Origin of the sequence: Kineococcus sp. GCM10028916, assembly GCF_042674865.1 — a bacterium.
GTDB lineage: Bacteria > Actinomycetota > Actinomycetes > Actinomycetales > Kineococcaceae > Kineococcus.
Genome location: NZ_JBHTFM010000003.1, coordinates 740,049 through 757,160, shown reverse-complemented (window position 1 = coordinate 757,160; position 17,112 = coordinate 740,049). Strand labels below are relative to the sequence as shown.

General features: G+C 71.4%; 14 protein-coding genes. 7 read left to right on the top strand and 7 right to left on the bottom strand.

Annotated features, from left to right (window positions below):
* Positions 1 to 11: 11 nt before the first annotated feature.
* The 3 genes from ACFQ46_RS06165 to ACFQ46_RS06155 form a co-directional block, all read right to left on the bottom strand.
* Positions 12 to 839, bottom strand: coding sequence for a glucose-1-phosphate cytidylyltransferase (locus ACFQ46_RS06165; protein WP_328294510.1), 828 nt, complete (start codon positions 837 to 839; stop codon positions 12 to 14).
* Positions 840 to 1,088: 249 nt separating this feature from the next.
* Positions 1,089 to 2,237 carry a glycosyltransferase gene (locus ACFQ46_RS06160; RefSeq protein WP_380258183.1) on the bottom strand — a complete coding sequence of 383 codons (1,149 nt, stop codon included), beginning with the start codon at positions 2,235 to 2,237 and terminating at the stop codon, positions 1,089 to 1,091.
* A complete protein-coding gene (locus ACFQ46_RS06155) occupies positions 2,234 to 3,331 on the bottom strand; it encodes a glycosyltransferase (RefSeq protein WP_380258181.1) in 1,098 nt (365 codons plus the stop codon). The genes ACFQ46_RS06160 and ACFQ46_RS06155 overlap by 4 nt, the downstream gene beginning before the upstream one ends.
* Positions 3,332 to 3,837: 506 nt before the next feature.
* On the opposite strand from ACFQ46_RS06155, the gene ACFQ46_RS06150 reads away from it, so the two are divergent.
* Positions 3,838 to 4,827, top strand: coding sequence for a glycosyltransferase family 2 protein (locus ACFQ46_RS06150; protein ID WP_380258179.1), 990 nt, complete (start codon positions 3,838 to 3,840; stop codon positions 4,825 to 4,827).
* Positions 4,828 to 4,927: 100 nt separating this feature from the next.
* On the opposite strand, the gene ACFQ46_RS06145 is transcribed toward ACFQ46_RS06150, so the two are convergent.
* On the bottom strand, positions 4,928 to 6,514 hold the full coding sequence (locus ACFQ46_RS06145; RefSeq protein WP_380258177.1) for a malectin domain-containing carbohydrate-binding protein: 1,587 nt from the start codon (positions 6,512 to 6,514) through the stop codon (positions 4,928 to 4,930).
* A 236-nt stretch (positions 6,515 to 6,750) separates the two neighbouring features.
* Between ACFQ46_RS06145 and ACFQ46_RS06140 the strand changes: the two genes are divergently transcribed.
* Positions 6,751 to 7,581 carry a hypothetical protein gene (locus ACFQ46_RS06140; RefSeq protein ID WP_380258175.1) on the top strand — a complete coding sequence of 277 codons (831 nt, stop codon included), beginning with the start codon at positions 6,751 to 6,753 and terminating at the stop codon, positions 7,579 to 7,581.
* A 172-nt stretch (positions 7,582 to 7,753) separates the two neighbouring features.
* On the opposite strand, the gene ACFQ46_RS06135 is transcribed toward ACFQ46_RS06140, so the two are convergent.
* Positions 7,754 to 9,124, bottom strand: a complete 1,371-nt coding sequence (locus ACFQ46_RS06135) for a hypothetical protein (RefSeq protein ID WP_328294504.1) — start codon at positions 9,122 to 9,124, stop codon at positions 7,754 to 7,756.
* A gap of 487 nt (positions 9,125 to 9,611) precedes the next feature.
* On the opposite strand from ACFQ46_RS06135, the gene ACFQ46_RS06130 reads away from it, so the two are divergent.
* Both ACFQ46_RS06130 and ACFQ46_RS06125 read left to right on the top strand, forming a co-directional pair.
* Positions 9,612 to 11,093, top strand: a complete 1,482-nt coding sequence (locus tag ACFQ46_RS06130) for a hypothetical protein (protein ID WP_380258173.1) — start codon at positions 9,612 to 9,614, stop codon at positions 11,091 to 11,093.
* Positions 11,090 to 11,674, top strand: coding sequence for a serine O-acetyltransferase (locus ACFQ46_RS06125; protein WP_380258171.1), 585 nt, complete (start codon positions 11,090 to 11,092; stop codon positions 11,672 to 11,674). Before ACFQ46_RS06130 ends, ACFQ46_RS06125 begins: the two co-directional genes overlap by 4 nt.
* A gap of 144 nt (positions 11,675 to 11,818) precedes the next feature.
* Here the strand turns inward: ACFQ46_RS06125 and ACFQ46_RS06120 are convergent, their stop codons facing one another.
* Together ACFQ46_RS06120 and ACFQ46_RS06115 are read right to left on the bottom strand one after the other, a co-directional pair.
* Positions 11,819 to 13,069: a hypothetical protein gene (locus ACFQ46_RS06120; protein WP_380258169.1), complete on the bottom strand. Its 1,251-nt coding sequence runs from the start codon at positions 13,067 to 13,069 to the stop codon at positions 11,819 to 11,821.
* 101 nt (positions 13,070 to 13,170) lie between these two features.
* A complete protein-coding gene (locus ACFQ46_RS06115) occupies positions 13,171 to 14,307 on the bottom strand; it encodes a glycosyl hydrolase (RefSeq protein WP_380258167.1) in 1,137 nt (378 codons plus the stop codon).
* Positions 14,308 to 14,611: 304 nt separating this feature from the next.
* Here ACFQ46_RS06115 and ACFQ46_RS06110 point away from each other — a divergent pair, with 304 nt between their 5' ends.
* The 3 genes from ACFQ46_RS06110 (at position 14,612) to ACFQ46_RS06100 (ending at position 17,112) form a co-directional block, all read left to right on the top strand.
* Positions 14,612 to 15,325: a methyltransferase domain-containing protein gene (locus ACFQ46_RS06110; RefSeq protein ID WP_380158636.1), complete on the top strand. Its 714-nt coding sequence runs from the start codon at positions 14,612 to 14,614 to the stop codon at positions 15,323 to 15,325.
* Positions 15,326 to 15,389: 64 nt separating this feature from the next.
* Entirely contained in the window at positions 15,390 to 15,560 is a 171-nt protein-coding gene (locus ACFQ46_RS06105) for a hypothetical protein (protein WP_328294498.1), read from the top strand.
* Between the two features lie 70 nt (positions 15,561 to 15,630).
* Positions 15,631 to 17,112 carry a SulP family inorganic anion transporter gene (locus tag ACFQ46_RS06100; RefSeq protein ID WP_380258165.1) on the top strand — a complete coding sequence of 494 codons (1,482 nt, stop codon included), beginning with the start codon at positions 15,631 to 15,633 and terminating at the stop codon, positions 17,110 to 17,112.

Sequence of the window (17,112 nt, the reverse complement as noted above, 5' to 3'; positions counted from 1 at the left end):
AAGGGGGTTTCTCAGTCTTCCCAGGTCTTCCACGGCGCCTTGCCGGAGTCCCAGAGCTTGTTGAACTCGGTCCACTCCCGGAAGGTGTCCATGCCCAGCCAGTAGCCCTCGTGCTGGGAGACCGTCAGCTGGCCGTCGCGGGCGACGGTCTGCAGCGGCTTCTGCTCGAGCATCATGTCCGGGTCGTCCTCGAGGTACTTGTCCGCGAACGCGCGGTCGAAGACGAAGAACCCGCCGTTGACCCAGCCGTCGGCCAGCGTCGGCTTCTCGTTGAACTCGCTGACGGTGTCGCCGGTGACGTGCATCTCGCCGTAGCGGGAGCTCGGGTGCACCGCGGTGACGGTGGCCAGGCGGCCTCCGGCCTCGTGGTCGCGCAGGGTCTTGGCGATGTCGACGTCGCCGAGCCCGTCGCCGTAGGTGAGGACGAACTTGTCGGCCGTCAGGTGCTGCTCGACGCGCTTGATGCGGGCGGCCGTCGCGGTGGTCAGACCGGTCTCGACGAAGGTGATCTCCCAGTCCTCCTGCACACCGTTGGTGTGGAAGGTCGGGTCGTCCTGGGTGGACAGGTTCAGCGTGAAATCGCCGGCGTTGAGCCGGTAGTCGAGGAAGTAACGTTTGATCATGTCGCTCTTGTAGCCCAGGCACAGGACGAACTTGCGGAAGCCGTAGGAGCTGTACAGCTTCATGATGTGCCAGAGGATCGGGCGACCGCCGATGTCCACCAGCGGCTTCGGCAGCTTCTCGCTGGCCTCGCGCAGTCGGGTGCCCATGCCACCGCAGAGGATGACGACGGGGATCTCGGACACGGGCGTCTGCGACGTGCTGGCGGTTTCGGTCATGTCTTTCCCTCACTCGGAACCGGATCGGTTGCGTCTCGTCGACGCCTGCCCCACCTCGTCGGGGAGGCGGCGTCACACGTGGGGGAAGTCACCCGTGGTGCGAGGGGAACGTTCACCGGTGGCGGTCCGAACCCCCCACGAATCCGTGCCACCGGTTTCCCCGTCGAGGTGCTGTCGCGAGGCTACTACAGCACCACGAACACGGAGCGTGAACTTCGCCGGAGTGGGCTAACGCCCCTCTCTTGCGCCTCAAACACCACGAAGAGCAGACAACACGTCACGCAGCGGAGTCATCGCGGTCTCCCACGAGAACGACTGCGCCACGTCGGCGGCGGCCGCGCCGAGCTCGGCCGCCTGCTCCGGGTCGGTGAACAACTCGACCAGGGCCGCGGCGAACGCGTCCGCACCGTCGGCCACGCGGAGCACCGCACGGTGCTCCTCCAGCCCCTCCAGCCCCAGGCTGGTGGTGACGACGGCCCGGCCGCGGGACAGCGCCTCCACGAGTTTGATCTTCGTCCCGCCCCCCGAGAGCAACGGCACGACGCACACGTCGGCCCGCTCGTAGAACGGGTCGACGGAGGCGACGTCGGAGTGGAACTCCACCCCGTCCGGCTCACCGGCCGGACGCGGGTGCGCGGCGCTCAGCCCGCGACCCACCGCGAGGAACCGCGCCTGCGGGACCCCGGCCAGGACCTTCGGCCAGACCTCGTCGAGGAACCAGCGCAGCGCGGCCTTGTTGGGGCCGTAGTCGAGGGCACCGACGAACAACGCCGTGCACGCACCCGGCGGGAGCGTCGGCACGTGCCGCGCGCTCGTGACGCCGTTGGGCACGAAGGTGCTGTCGATCCCGCGGGCGGCGAGGACCTCCTGGTCCCGTCGGCTGCAGGCCGTGACGTGCTCGGCGCGGCGCGCCGTCGCGAACTCGAACCGGGCGAAGCGCGCCACCTCGGGGGCGAGCACCCTGGCCGCGAGCGGCTTCTCGGTGCGCAACCTGCGGGCGATGAGGTCGGACTCGACGTTGTGCAGGTCGAGGACGTCGATGCGCACGTCGGCCGGCACGTTGACCGCCATCTGCGGGAAGTCGACGTGCACGACGTCGCCGGAGCGGACACCGATCGCGAGCAGGTCGTGGATCCGGCGCGAGAACCACTTCCCCGCGAACAGCGAGCCCTTCAGGACCGCGGCGGGCGTGGGCCGCGGGGCCGCGACCTCGTGCACCGTCACGTGCCCCGGCAGCACCTCACGCCACCCGGGCCAGGTGTCGAAACCCACCACGTGGACCTCGTCGAACACCTGCGCGTACACGTCGATCACGGCCCGGATGCGCTGGCGCCCACCGGAGTCCGTGCTCGCGGGGAGCTGCTTGGCGACCACCCAGGCCGTGCGGGGAGAACTCACCTGCTGCGCTTCTTCCAGGCTCCGCTGCGCGAACGGCCGAGCGCCCGCGGGATGGACAGGGCGAAGATGACCGGCGGCATGCCGACGGCCTGACCGAGGACCCGCAACGGAGCCGCCGCCCTGCCCTGGAGCTTGTCGCCCTTGAGGTAGGCCGCGACCGAGACGGCCTCGGCGAGCAGGAACGCCTGGCTGAACCGGCTCCGGGGCCGGGCCAGGCAGGCCGCGGTCAGCGTGAGCTGCGCGGCGGGGCCCAGCGTGGAACGCCACCCCTTGTGCATCGCGAAGTGCAGGAACTTGTCGTCCCCCGACACGAACGAGCGGCGGAAACCCCAGAACAGCCGCAGCTGCCCGCTCATGATGCGCACGCGGCGCTCGAGCTGGTCGTTGCGCGGGGCGGAGTCCTCGACGGCCACGCACTCCGGCACCACGCCGACGTTCAGCCCACGACGGGCGAAGTCGAAGGCGAGGAAGAGGTCGTCGTTGAGGACGGACCTCGGGATGGGCCGGAAGGACTCCCGGCGCAGCGCCACGGCCTCACCGACGAGCGCGAGGGACCCACCGCGACCGGCCTCGGTCTGCTTGATCCAGTTCTCGTAGCGCCAGTACAGACCTTCGTCCTGGGCCCCGGACTCCTTGCGGACCCCGGAGGCGAGGTGCAGGTCGGTGGCGACGCGGTCGATGAGCGCGCGCAGCCCCTCCCCCGGCACGAAGGCGTTCGCGTCGAGCAGGACGACGATGTCGGCCTTGGAGTTCTCGATGCCGCGGTTGACCGCGGCGGCCTTGCCGGCGCGCTGCGCGGACCAGTCGACCCGGCAGCCGAGTTCCTCGGCCACGGCGCGGGTCTTCTCGTCCTCGTCCACGACGATGGTGATGCGGTCCAGGGGTACGCCCTCGCCCAGCAGCTGCGGGACGGTCTCGGCGAGGATGCTCGACTCACCGAACGCCGGGATGAGGACGTCGACGTCGTCCCACGTCCAGTCGGCCTCACCGGGCTTCGGGCGGTACGGACTGCGCGGCGCGAGACGCTCGCTGGCCAGCAGGTACAGCGGGTACATCACGTGCCCCGCGAAGGACATGACGGTGAGTGCTCCCACCGCAGGACTCGTACGACGCAGCTTCACGCGTGGTTCCCCCCAAAGACAGCCGTCGAGGCCGGTGAGACCCGTCGACCGTGCCGGTCGTCGGACCCCCCTCACCACCCCCGTGGTCCCCACGCTGTTCGCGGGGTGATCGGCGCATTCTTGCAAGGGCGTCCCGGCCAGGCAACAACGGTTTACGTGTTCTACTCATCACGCACAGTAGTTTCACGACGTTTCCGAGAGCGTTCCGTCGCAGGCTATGACAAAGCGTGAGACGTGTTTTACAGCGAGTTAGTTCTTCTAGAAGAACTTCGACCGGAGAATTCGCAGAACCACCCGTTCGCCACCCTGCGTCACCCTCACGGGTCCCCGAAGGGGGGGTCCACACTGGATCGCGGCGCCCCGCTCGGCGACGATGCATCCGGTCCCGGGTGCCGGACACCGACGCGGGGCACGGGGGATCGACGATGGGGGGACTCGGTGGGGATTCGATGGGGACGGGGACGAACGTGAGCTCGCACGTGACGCACACCAGGGGCGCGACGATGGACAGGACGACGGAGAGCGCGGGCCGCCAGGACGGCGGAGGGGTGCTCACCCACGACGTGGAACTGGTGCTCGTCAGCTACCGCAGCGCCCACCAGATCCGCGCCCTCCTCGAGAACCTGCCCGAGGAGCTCCCCGTCGTCGTGGTCGACAACGCCTCCGACGTGGACGGGTTGTCGCAGTTGCCGGCGCAGCGTCGCAACACCCGCTACGTCGACTCCGGCGGCGGGAAGGGTTTCGCCCGTGCCGCCAACATGGGGGCGCGGACCTCGACCCACGAGTTCGTGGTGTTCGGCAACCCCGACTCCCGCCCCACCCTGGAGCACCTGCAGACCCTGGTCGCCGACGTCGCCGGTGACGCGACCCTGGCCGCCTCGGCCGCGACGATGGCCGGCGTCAACGGGAAGGTGGAACTCGGCGTCGGCGGCTGGGAACCCACCGCGGCCCGCGCCCTGGTCCACGCCGCGGGCCTGCACAAGGTGTTCCCCCGGGCCGGGCTCTACGCGAAACCCGCCCCCGGCGAACTCCTCGAGGTCGACTGGACGACGGGTGCGTGCATGGCCGTCCGACGCAGCACGTTCCTCGCGCTCGGGTGCTTCGACGAGGACTTCTACGTCTACAACGAGGACATGATGTTCGGCCGCAGCGCCCGCGCCGCCGGCCTGCGCGAGAAGCTGCGCACCGACGTCATCGTCCCGCACGCCGCCGGGGGGTCCGGGGCCCCGTCCCTGGAGATGCTGCGCCTGCGCGGCGCCGCCATGCGTCGCTACCTCGGCCGCCACCACGGCGCCGCGACCGTGAACGGGATCAGTTCCGTCCTCGCCCTCGGTTACGCGGTGCGGACCGTGCAGTGCCGGGCGCTGCGCCGCACCGACCGCGCGGACCAGCACTGGGCCTACGTCAAGGGAGTGACCACCGGTCGCGCCAGCGTCGCCGGTCGCGTCGTGATGGAACGGCTGAAGTAACCGCTGCGTCCGCCGGGAACGCCGGAGCGCCCCCGCCGACCAGGTCTCCCTGGTCGACGGGGGCGCTCTCACGTCGGACGACGGTCCGGTGCGACAGGACTCAGAAGAGTTCCTTGTACTTCGCCGCCGAGTTCGGCATGCGGGACCCACCGGTGAACAGCCAACGTTTGTTGTCGATGTCGCAGTTGAACTGGACCTCGTAGGCGAGCTGACCGGCGCCGGTCCCGGCGTTGGCCTTGAAGAAGTCGTACATGCCCTGGACGAAACCGGGCGAGTCACCGTCGTCGGCGTTCCCCGACCACTCCGACACCGACAGCGGCAGACCCTGGCTCTTCGCGAAGGCGAGGTGGGCGTTGATGCCCTTGGGGGCGCCGTAGCCGTCCTTGTCCCAGGACTGGGCGTTGAACTGGGCCACGGTGGCCGCGTAGGGCCAGTTGTTGTAGTAGTCGACCGAGAGGACGTCGACGTACTGCTTGCCGGGGAAGAAGTTCGTCCAGTTCATGCCCGGGCCGTTGGACTCCTTGTTCACCGAGAAGACGAGCTTCGCCTCGGGGAAGATCTGCTGCTGCAGAGCGCGGTAGCGCTTCCAGGAGGTCATGAAGTCCTGGTAGTTGTTCTTGTTCACGCTCCAGGAGAACCAGTAGCCGTTCATCTCGTGGGCGAAGCGGATGTACATGGTTCCCTGGCGACCGGCCCAGAGCGACTTCAGCTTGGTCAGCGAGGCCGCCCAGCGGGCGTCGTAGCGACCACTGGCGGCCTGCGACCAGGTCTCGCCGGAGTCGATCCCGCCGACGGCCATGTCCATGGAACCGTTCCAGTTGCCGTACTCGGCGCCCTTCCACAGCGTGTAGAAGTTCGCGGAGTTGTCGGCGTTGCCGGCCCAGCTGGAGACGATGTCGAGGTTGCTGCCGCGCCAGTTCCCGAACTGCCCGTCGGCCGCACCGACGCCCGAGGAACCGGACATCCACTCGTGGCCGGAGACGTTCCGGGTCGGAGCGGAGGTGACGGGAGGAGTGGTGGGGGGCGTCGTCACGGGCGGTGTCGTCACCGGGGGCGTCGTCACCGGGGGCGTCGTCACGGGGGGCGTCGTCACGGGCGGCAGCGTCGGGATCGGGTTCGACGGGCGCGGCGTCGCGCTCACCGCACCGGAGTTCTCGACGAGGATCGCGCTCACGGCGGCGTAGTTGCGGGTCTGGGAGAACCCGAGGTTCAGGGTCCCGTCGTCGACCTTGACGGTGAAGGACTTGTTCAGGGCGACGTTCTTGCCGACCTCGGCGAAGATGTCGAGGTTCGAGATGACGTTCTGGCCCTCCGCGGTGACCGAGAACACGCGGGCGCCACGCTGCGACCAGTAGGTCTCGGCGGTCTTCAGCGTCACCTTGTAGGTGCCGTTGGCGACGGGGGCGCTCCACCCGGTCATGCCGTAGTGCTCGGACTGGAACAGCTTGTCGTTCGTGGTGCCCGCGATGTCGAGGCCGGTGGTGCTGGGGTTCTGCCAGCCGCCGGCGAAACCGCTGTCCGCGTTCCAGACCTTGCCGGCGGAGTCGGTGAAGGCGCTCTTCAGGGTGCTGACGCGCACCACACCGCTGTCGGCCGCGTGCGCGGCGGAGACGCCGGCGGCGGTGAGACCGCTCGCGACGGTGGCGATGGCGGCCGTGGACAACAGGAACTTCGAAACCTTGCTCATGGGGTGGATCAACCTCGCTGTGGTCATGGCGCCGTCCGCAGGAGGGGAGCGGAGGCACCGTGTTGGCCCGTTCGGGGTGACACCTGACCCATCGGTGCGAGTGCCGGGATCCTTGAGCAGAAATTTTCGCCGAACCTGTAACGCGGGGGCCTGGAGCAGCGATGAGCATGCCCGCCCGGTGATCACGGGGTGAGCGGGCACCCCGTCGCGACGTCCCCGATCGGTACCATCGGACGGTGAGACTTCACGTCGTCTACCGCTCGCACGGCGGGGAGAACAGCAAGGGTCGCCCGTCCTGGTACAGCAAGCGGGTGGGGCTCGCGTCCTTCTGCGCCGCGGTGGCCGCGGTCCGTGCGCAGCGTCCGGACGCCGACGTCGAGGTGGTGTTCCTCAACGACGGCCCCGTCCCGGGCGACCGCCTCGAGCTGATGCGGCTCTGGGGCGACCCGGTGGGCTTCGAGGGCGGTTCCAACCGGCGCAGCTACCTGGCGGCGCTGGCGCTGCCGCGCCGCCGCTCCTGGGCGGCGCAGGACGTCCTGCTGCTCGCCGAGGACGACTACCTGTGGCGGCCGGAGGCGCTGGTGGCCCTGGTCGACGCCGTGACCGACCCCGCGAACGCCCACGCCGACTACTTCGCGCCCTACGGCGAGGAGGTCGAGGACACGGGCCTGCCGGCGCGCTGGACCCCGCTGGTGAGCACCACGAGCACCTTCGCGGCCCGCGTCGGCGCCGTCCGCGAGGACGAGCGGCTGCTGCAGCTGTGCGCGCTCTCGGGCGGGAACTTCGACTACGCGAGCTGCCTGACGCTGCAGGGCCGACGGCGCTTCACGCTGCGCGAGCTGCTGGAGCACCACGACCCGGCCGAGGGGACGGCGGCGTGGAGGTCGGCGCTGCGACGCGGGTACCTGTTCGGGATGCGCGCGGCGGTGGACCTGCGCTCGCTGCGCCGCCCCTCGCGGCGGCGGGTGCTGCTGGGCGCCGAGCCCGCCCTGGCCACCCACATGGAGCTCGGCTGGATCGCACCCGGCCCGTGGGAGGAGATCGCCGCTGCCGGCGCCCCCTCCTGAGCCGCGTGGGTCGGGATCGTTGGCGCCAACCATCCCGCCGAGCGACACCGTTGGCGCCAACCATCCCGCCCAGTGACACGGTTGGCGCCAACGATCCCGACCCCACCGGGCGCACGACGAAGGCCCGGCCCCACCTGGATCAGGTGGGGCCGGGCCCTTCGGGGGTCACGGCTCAGCCGCGGCGGGAGACCTCGGGGGTCTGGGGCTGCGGCGGGGCGACAGGGCGCTGACGCAGCGGTTCGCTGCGCTCGCCGGAGGCCGGCGTCCCGTTGCCGGTGTCCCCGACGACGACCTGGGCGACGACGGCCGGGGCCGCGATCGAGAGCTGCGCGAGGGTCCTGCTGATGACCTCGGCGCGCGGTTCGGCCTCGATCTGGACGAGCACCGCGTCGACCTCGCCGGCGACGGCGAACGCCACCGGGGAGTTCACGACGGACCCGCCGACGAAGATCACCAGGTAACCGGCCTCGACGAGGTGGCGGACACCGGCGCCGACGACGTGCGGCTGCAGCGAGCGGGCGTCCAGCGGCAGGACGCCGACGACGGCACCGCCGCCGATGACCCACGGGTGGATCTCGTCGCTCCAGCGGCGCTCGGGCAGGATGCGCTGCTCGGTACCGGCCACGGGGGCGCCGAAGGCGGCCAGACGGGAGCCGCCCTCGTCGGCGTCGACCAGCACGACCCGGCGCCCGGCCCGGGCCGCGGAGGCGGCCAGACCGGTCGCGAGCGCCCCGGCGTTCCCGGTGGCGGCGGTCACCAGCACGCTGGAGACCTCCAGGCGGGGGGTGCGCAGGTGGCCCAGGTGCTGCAGGCCGACGAGGACGATCCCGGCGTTGCGGGACTCCACGGAGTTCTGGTCGCCGATGCCGCGACCGCGCGGGACGGCGTTCCAGCGACCGAGCTCGGCGATGCCCTCCAGCGGAGGGGTGTCGACGCGCTGGTTGAGGTGCGCGCGCCAGGCGACGGCCCCGGAGGCGGCGAAGAGGCCGACGAGGAAGGCGAGGGCCGCGATCTGCCAGGCGTACGGCGGTGCCGCGGCGGTCGGCACCGTGGCGGCGTCGAGCACCGAGATGCCGTTGCCGTAGGCGCTGGCGTTGAGGTTGATCGTCTGCTGCTGCGCCCGGTCGGTGCCCACGGCGGTCAGCGCGGCGGTCGTGGCCTGCTGCACCTTCTGCGTGTTCACCGTCTGGTACGCGGTCGCCACGGCGTCGGCGATGGTCGCCGCGTCCTGGGGGTCCGTGGCCGTCGCGGTCACGGTGATCTGGTTCGACTCGTCGACGGCGACGATCTCGAGGCCGTCCTTGAAGGTCGAGCGCAGGTCGGTCGCCAACGTGCCCTGGGCGACGGAGAGGACCGTCTCGGAGCTGGCGACGGCGGCCTGCAGGGTCGCCCACTTCGTGGGGTCGCCCAGCGAGGACGCGTTCGACGTCGTCGGGTCGTAGGGCCGGTCCTTCGACAGCGTGATGGTCGACGTCGCCGCGTACGACGGGGTCAACAACTGCGACGGCAGGACGTAGCCGAGGACGGCCATGAGGACGGCCACCACCAGGATCTTCCACCGTTGACGGCTGATGGCACCCCACGCACCAGAACCGCTCCGGACGTGCGAGCTCGTTGTCACCGACTACCAGTCCCTTCCCAGACGTGACGCAAGGACTGCGCCCCCCTCAACGCAACGACCCGGCTTCACCCGCGGCCCCCACCGCCCGTTACCCGGTGCTGAGTGCCCCCTACGTCGTGTGATCAGGCACACGACGACCGCTGCGCGCGCCACTATTGCACCTCCCACCGGGGCTTGTCGGGCGTTGTCACGCGGGCGGCCGAACGGGGGTGAGGGCACTGCTGCGAACGTGTGAAGTTGTCACGGAGGGCCCACCGACGGGCGCGTGGACCGGCCCGAGGGGGCCCTCGCCGGACGTCGCGCCGCCTAGCATGAGGCACCGCGGGGGGACCGCGAACGGCTGCGTCGGGGGGCGCACCGGAGGAACGGGGGGACGACGCGTGAGCGAGCAGACAGCCGGTGTGACCGCGTGAGCGACGCGCTGCAGCGGAGCACCGGCGTCACGCCGGCCTTCCCGACGGTGCGCCCGGCCCAGCCGGGCCTGCCGCGTCGGGTCACCCCGGGTGTGCCCGCCGCGACGGCGGACGCCCTCGACCCCGACACCCGTCTCGTGCGCCGGCGCCGCTCCGAGGGCCCCCGCACGACGAGCACGGCCGACGCCCGCGTGATGGTCGGCATGACGATCGTGATCGTGGCGCTCACCGTGCTGCAGCGGGTGGCGCTGCCCCTGGGCTCGCCGGTCCCGGTGACCATCCCGATCGTCGCCGCCGTCCTCGGCTACCTGGCGTACCACGGTCTGGTCCGTGACAACGGTGCCGCGGTGCGCACCTACGTCCTGGCCATGACCGCACTGGCGGTCTTCGCCCTCGTCGACGTCGTCTGGCGCGGGACGGGGGCCCTGACCTCGCTGATGCTGCTGGTGGTGACGTGGGCCGCCCTCTGCTTCCGGGTCGACGAACGTCGCCTGCACCTCTTCCCGCGGGTGCAGCAGCGGTTCGAGACGTTCATGCTCGTCTTCGCCGTCATCGGCGTCCTGCAGATGCTGACGCAGTTCGCCGGGGTCTGGGGCTACGTCGACTACGTGCGCCAGGTCGTCCCGGAGAACCTGCTCTTCCAGGGCTACAACACGTCGTACCCGATCGAGTACGGCTCCCCCGTCATCAAGGCCAACGCGTTCGTGTTCGTCGAGCCGTCGGTGTTCTCGCAGTTCCTGGCCCTGGCCCTGCTCTCGGTGCTGAGCCGGGGCCGCCAGTACTGGCGGGTCCTCGTCTTCGGCGTCGCGCTGGTCTGCACCGTCACCGGGACCGGGTTCATGGTCCTGGGCTTCGGGCTCGTCGTCCTCGCGCTGCGTCGGGGTGGGCTGTGGGCGCTGCGCGCCGGCATCGTCCTCGGCGTCGCCGCGGTCGTGGCGCTGCTCACCCCGATCGGGCCGATCCTGCTGAGCCGCACCGGCGAGGCCGGTCAGACGAACTCCTCCGGGAGCCTGCGCTTCGTGCAGCCCTACGAGTACCTGCTGCAGCGCTGGTCCAGCGACCCGTGGTCGATCGTGACGGGCCTCGGGCCGGGGATGGCCGACCGCATCTCCGACCAGATCTTCGCCGCGACGGGGCTGCCGATCAGCTTCGCCGGCGGGGTCAAGCTGATCCTCGAGTACGGGGTGCCCGCGTCCGTGCTCGCCGGGGTGTTCCTCTACGTCGCCGTCGTGCGCCGTTCGCCCGCGCCGACCGTCGCGCTGGCCGCGATCTTCCTCAACGCCGTGACGAGCTCGAGCTTCCTGGCGGCGAACATCTTCTACGTCCTGCTGCCGATGGCCGTGCTCTTCGTCGGCCGCCGCACCGAGCTCTCGACGCGCGAGGAGCGACAGCTCGAACGCGAGCACGAGACGGAGCTGCGCACCGCGCGGCCCACCCCCTGGATCCCGAGCAGCCCCCCAACCGGAGGAACCCGTTGAGCCGTCGTCCCCTCGCCCGGTTGCGCGGCGACCTGGAGCACATGGTCGAACCGCAGGGTCGCTCGACCAGGGCCTGGTTGCCCGACGTGGTGGCCCGCGTCGCGCTGGTGCCGCGGGTCCGCGCGGTCGTGCAGCTGCGCCTCGCCCAGGCCGTCGCGCCGCGGTTCATGCCGGCGGCGCACCTGCTGCAGGCGCGGACCCTGCGCTCGGCCGGGGCGGAGATCTCCCCGTTCGCCGAGATCGGCCCGGGGCTCTGCCTCATGCACTCCACCGGGATCGTCATCGGACCGGACGTGCGCATCGGGCGCGGCCTGCGGATCTACCAGAACGTCACCCTCGGCGACGGTTCGACGCCGGGTCAGCCCGTCGTCGGTGACGACGTCACCATCGGCGCGGGGGCCTGCGTCCTCGGCGGCGTCCGCGTCGGCGACCGCGCCGTCATCGGCGCCAACGCCGTCGTCACCCGCGACGTCCCCGCCGACAGCGTCGCGACGGGCGCCCCCGCGGTCTCGCGTCCGCGTCGTCCCGGGATGGACCCGCGCCTCGACGAGCTCGCCGGACCCCGGCCCGCCGCCGTCTGACCGGTCTCCTCCGACGTCCCCCGAAGCCCCCTCCGGTCCCGACCGGAGGGGGCTTCGTGCTGCCCGCGCCGCGCCGACGCACGGGGGGACGCAGGAGGCCCCGCCCCCGGGGACCGGGGACGGGGCCTGCGTGCGTCGGGGTGGTCAGGCGACGGGCGGGCTGACCGGCAGTCCGAACCCGGGACTGCGCACGTGCTTGCGGACGGACACGAACCACCACGGGGCCACGATCCAGAACGCGGCGGCGATGCCCCAGGCGGTGCCCTGCGCGCCGAAGGTGAACGCGCCGGCCGTGGAGAGGACGACCAGGAAGAGGGCGAAGACCAGGTGCAGGCGCATCGTCACCTTGGCGCCCTCGGTGGCGTAGAGGACCGCGGCGCAGCCGACGGTGACCGCGGAACCGGCCTGACCGACGATGGTCGGCAGCAGCACGGAGCGGGCCCCCGCCCAGGTGTCGTCGAGGATGAGTTCCCCGACCGAGGTCGGCAGCAGCAGCACGACCGCGCCCCAGACGACGCTGACGGCGACCACGAGACCCGAGATGACGACGGCGGCGAGCTCCCAGCTGCGCGGGTTCATCCGCTCGCGACGGCGGACGAGCTCCGGGACGGCGAAGCTCATGAGCCCGGTCGAGACGATCGTGGCCGGGACGGTCACGAGGTTCGCCCCGCGCAGCGATCCGGCCGCGGCGACCGTCGTCACGACGGCCGCGAGGATCGGGGCGAGCTGACCACCGGTCTGGATGATGACGAACTCGGGGACGAGGTAGCGCGTCACCGAGTACTGCTCCCGCACCCAGGCGATCGCCAGCGAGAGCCGCGGCCGCAGGTGCAGCAGCGCCATCCCGATCACCGACGCGAGGTAGGCGGCCCCACCCCAGACCGCGGTGAACGCCGAGATGTGGTTGGTGTCGACGACGAGGAACAGGACGCCGATCCCGGCCAGCTGCAGGACCACCCAGCTGACGTCGATCAGGCAGGCCGCGGCCGGACGCAACCGGGCGAAGAAGACCTGGCGCCAGGCGTCCTGCAGCATCAGCCCGGGCATGACGAAGCCGAGGGCGACGAAGACGTGCGACAGGGCGTCGGTGAAGGGCAGGAAGAGACCCATCAGCACCAGCACGGCCCCGAGGACCGCTGCGCCGCCGCCGGTCAGGGCGATCGCCGAGGAGGCCGCGCGCTTGAACTCGCGGTCGTCGGCGTCGGCGAAGCGCATGCTCACGGGCGAGGTCGACAGCGCCCGGAAGAAGCCGGTGGAGATCGAGAACACCGAGAACGCGATCGCGAAGGCGCCGAAGACGTCCTTGGTGAAGGCGTGGGTGATGACGAACTGGATGAGGAAGTTGTTCGCGCTCGCCACGACCTGGTCGAGGATGTTCCACAGACTGCGGGTCATCCCGGAGCTGCGGAGCCTGCTGAAGCGACCGGCCCGGGGACCGTCGCCGGTCGCTGACGACTGTTCCTGCGCCCCCACCACGTCGCCGAGGTTACCCGCGGTCACGACTGCGTCGGCCCGGCGTCACCCGATGCGCCGAACCTCTTCAGGAAGGCGGCCTTGCCGTTGGGCGCGTCGTCCAGGGTCATGCCCACCCCGCCGTCGGGGACGTTGAAGTAGGCCTGGTAGCGGACCTCGGCACTCACGACGGCGTCGGCGATCTGGTCGACGAACGCCGGGCTGTCCCCGCCGCCCTGGGTGTCCCCGGCGGCGACCATCGCCCACTCGGGCAGGCTGATCGGCTTGTCGTGCGCGGCGGCGAAGGCGATGACGGCCGAGAGGCTGTTGACCTTCGCGTCCTTCTCCTCCCAGCGCGCGCCCGGGTCGATCGGGGAGATGTAGGAGTCGTAGACGTCGACGCCGATGATGTCGACCCAGTCGTCGCCGGGGTACATCTCGTCGATGGTCACGGAGTCCTGCTGACCCTCGGCGATGTTGAAGTCGATCTCGAAGGCCGCACCCTCGACGAGGCTGATCGTCTGCACGATGCGGCGGAAGTACGTCTTCCACTGCTCGCGGGCCTCGGAGGACTCGCCGATGTAGTGGGTCGCGTACCAGTCGCCGTTGAGCTCCCAGCCGAGGCGCACGATCGAGGAACCGAGGCCCTTGGAGACGAGGTTCTGCGCGAACGTCGTCCAGTGCGCGTCGTACTCCCCCGCGGCCCCGCGGGCGCGCCAGTCCTCCGGCGGGTCGGCGGGCACGAGCCCGGTGGAGACGACGAGGGTGCGGTTGTCCGGGTCGTCGCGGACCCACTGGCCCCAGTCCTGGCCCTCGCCCGGGACCATCGCGAACCACGGTCCGGAGATCGCGGCCCAGTTCGCGTCGGAGTTGAAGACGACGACGACGTCGAGCGGACGGCCCAGCCAGTCGCCGAACTCCGTCGCGACGGCGACGTCGTGGGTCTGGACACCGACCCACTTGGTGTCGAGGTCGGAGGCGGCGACGTGCGCCTTGGGCGTCCAGGCCGGCGTCGGCGTCGACTCGATCGGGTCGTCGCCCCCGCGGCTCGCCCAGTAGACGCCGCCGGCGGCCGCGACCGCCAGCACGCCGATGCCGGCTCCGATGACCTTGCGGCGCCCGTGCTTGCGCGGCGCCGGAGACCCGCCGGTCGCGGGGCTCTCCGTGTGCGTCGTGTCCACCACTGCGTCGCTCCGCCTTCCCCCTCGGACGGGGACCGCGGGCGCTGCCGGCACTGATGCCGGGCAGACGTCGCCAGGACCCCCGTCACCATCGACCGCACCGCCCCCCGGCCATGCGTGCACCCCTGGTGCTGGTCCCGACTGTAGGTGAGACCGGGACACTTTGACGCAACGTGAGAGTGCTCGTGCACGGAATCTTCGACCGTCCGGATCAGCGTCGTGACGGAGGGCCGAGGAGGGTTTGACCGACCGTGACGGACCGGGGCTCCGAGACCTCCGCGGGTCCTGATCGTAGGCTCTGGGCGTGGGTCGGTTCGAGAACGTCACGACGTTGGCCGGGGCCGTCGAGGGGGCCGTGGTGCTCGACCTCGCGTGCGGCAGCGGGCGGACGACGCGCGCCCTGCTGACCCGGGGCCCGCGCCTGGTCCACGCCGTCGACGTCGGGTCCAACCTCGACGACGACCTGCTCCTCGACCCCCGGGTGCGCGCCCACATCACCGGCCTCGAGGACCTGCCGCTGGCCGACGGCGACGTCGACGCCGCCGTCTCGCTGAACGCCGTCGAGCACCTCGCCGACGTGGGGGCGCACCTCGCCGAGGTCCACCGCGTGCTGCGCCCCGGGGGCACCGCCGTCCTCGCCCACTCCGACTGGGACACCGCGCTGTTCACCAGCGACGACGACGCCCTGACCCGTGAGCTCCTCGACCGCTTCGTCGGCCACGTCCCCGGCGGTGGAGCCCGCGGGGACGGGTTCGCGGGCCGCAAGCTGCTGCGGCACGCGGCGCGGAGTCCGTTCACCGTCGAGTCGGTGCACTCCTGGGCCGACCCGCACCGCCGCTTCGACGAGGACTCGGTGGCGTGGAAGGTCGCGACGGGGATCCTGGCCGCCGCCGGCGACGACCCGGTCCTCACCGCCCGCGCGGCGGGCTGGATCGAGGGGCTGCGCAGCGCCGCCCGGGCCGGGCACTTCCTGTTCACGGTGACCGACGTCGCCGTCGTCCTGCGCAAGCACGGGTAGCGGAACCGCCCGTCCGGCCCCACCGTTGGGCGGTCAGAGCGCAGACGAACACCAGGAGGACGACGTGGCCGGGCTGATCAGCAAGGTGGGGGCCTTCCTCAAGTCCCCCGAGGGCAAGCGGTTGAGCCAGCAGGCGCAGCGCGCCGCGAAGGACCCCGCGACGCGGCGCAAGCTCACCGACGCGGTGTCGCAGCTGCGCGGCAAGGGCCGTGGAGGTGCCGGCGGGGCACGCTGATCGGGTGGTTCCGCGCCTCGGCGGTCGAGGAGGCTGCGGGACCACTCTGACGCGTGGTTAGAGTTCGCGGGTGCCCCTCACCCTCGCTGCGCCCCGTGCCGGCCTGCGCCGTCCGGAGTGGCTGCGCTCGGTCCGGGTGCTGCGCACCGAGGTCCTGGCGGGGCTCGTCGTGGCCCTGGCCCTGGTGCCCGAGGCGATCTCGTTCTCCCTCGTCGCCGGCGTCGACCCGCGGGTCGGGCTGATCTCGTCCTTCGTCATGGGCGTCACCAGCTCGTTCGTGGGCGGGCGGCCGGCGATGATCTCGGCCGCCACCGGCGCCGTCGCCCTCGTGGTCGCGCCCCTCTCGCACAGCCACGGCGTCGGCTACCTCGTCGCGGCGATCCTGCTGGCCGGGGTGCTGCAGATCGTCCTGGGCGTGCTCGGGGTCGCCCGGCTCATGCGCTTCGTCCCGCGCAGCGTCACGACGGGGTTCGTCAACGCGCTGGCCATCTCCATCTTCATCGCCCAGCTGCCCAACCTGCGCGACGCCGGGGTCGCCGGGTACGGCGTCCTGCTCGTCGGCCTCGGGCTGCTGGTCGTGGTGCCGCGGTTCGTGAAGTCGGTCCCCGCACCGCTGATCGCCGTCGTCGTCCTGACCGTCCTGACCGTCGTGCTGCACGTCGACGTCCGCACCGTCGGCGACGACGGTGCCCTGCCGCACGCGCTGCCGACGCTCGGGCTGCCCGACGTGCCGTTCTCCCTCGACACCCTGCGCACCATCGCCCCGTTCTCGGTCGGGGTCGCGCTGGTGGGGTTGATGGAGGCGCTCATGACGGCCCAGCTCGTGGACGAGCTCACCGACACCCGCTCGTCGAAGACGCGGGAGTGCATCGGGCAGGGCACCGCCCAGATCGTCACCGGCCTCTTCGGCGGGATGGGCGGCTGCGCCGTCATCGGCCAGACGATGATCAACGTGAAGGTGTCCGGGGCGCGGACGCGGCTGTCGACCTTCCTCGCGGGGGCGTTCCTGCTGGTGCTCGTCGTCGGGTTCGGCGGCGTCGTGGCGCAGATCCCGATGGCCGTCCTCGTCGCCGTGATGTTCCTCGTCTGCTACGGCGCCTTCGACTGGCACAGCGTGAAACCGTCGACGCTCAAGGCCATGCCGCGCAGCGAGACCTCGGTCATGGTGCTGACCGTCGTCATCGTGCTCCTGACCCACAACCTCGCCTACGGCGTCCTCGGCGGGACCCTGCTGGCCTGCGTCCTCTTCGCCCGCCGCGTCGCCCACCTCGTCGAGGTCCGCGCGAGCGCCCCCGGCGCCTACACCGTCCACGGCCAGGTGTTCTTCGCCTCCTCCGGGGACCTCGTGACGCAGTTCGACTACGCCACCGACCCGCGCGAGGTGACGATCGACTTCAGCGACGCGCACGTGTGGGACGCCTCCTCGATCGCCGCGCTCGACGCCGTCACCCGCAAGTACGCCGACCACGGCAAGCACGCCGAGATCGTCGGGATGAACCCCGCGACCGCCGCTCTGCACGGTCGGCTCGCGGGGCACGTCAACGCCGGCTGA

Bases quoted from the DNA above. Each gene is read 5' to 3' on its own strand.
- ACFQ46_RS06165 (WP_328294510.1), bottom strand. From the start codon at position 839: ATGACCGAAACCGCCAGCACGTCGCAGACGCCCGTGTCCGAGATCCCC.
- ACFQ46_RS06145 (WP_380258177.1), bottom strand. From the start codon at position 6,514: ATGAGCAAGGTTTCGAAGTTCCTGTTGTCCACGGCCGCCATCGCCACC.
- ACFQ46_RS06120 (WP_380258169.1), bottom strand. From the start codon at position 13,069: ATGACCCGCAGTCTGTGGAACATCCTCGACCAGGTCGTGGCGAGCGCG.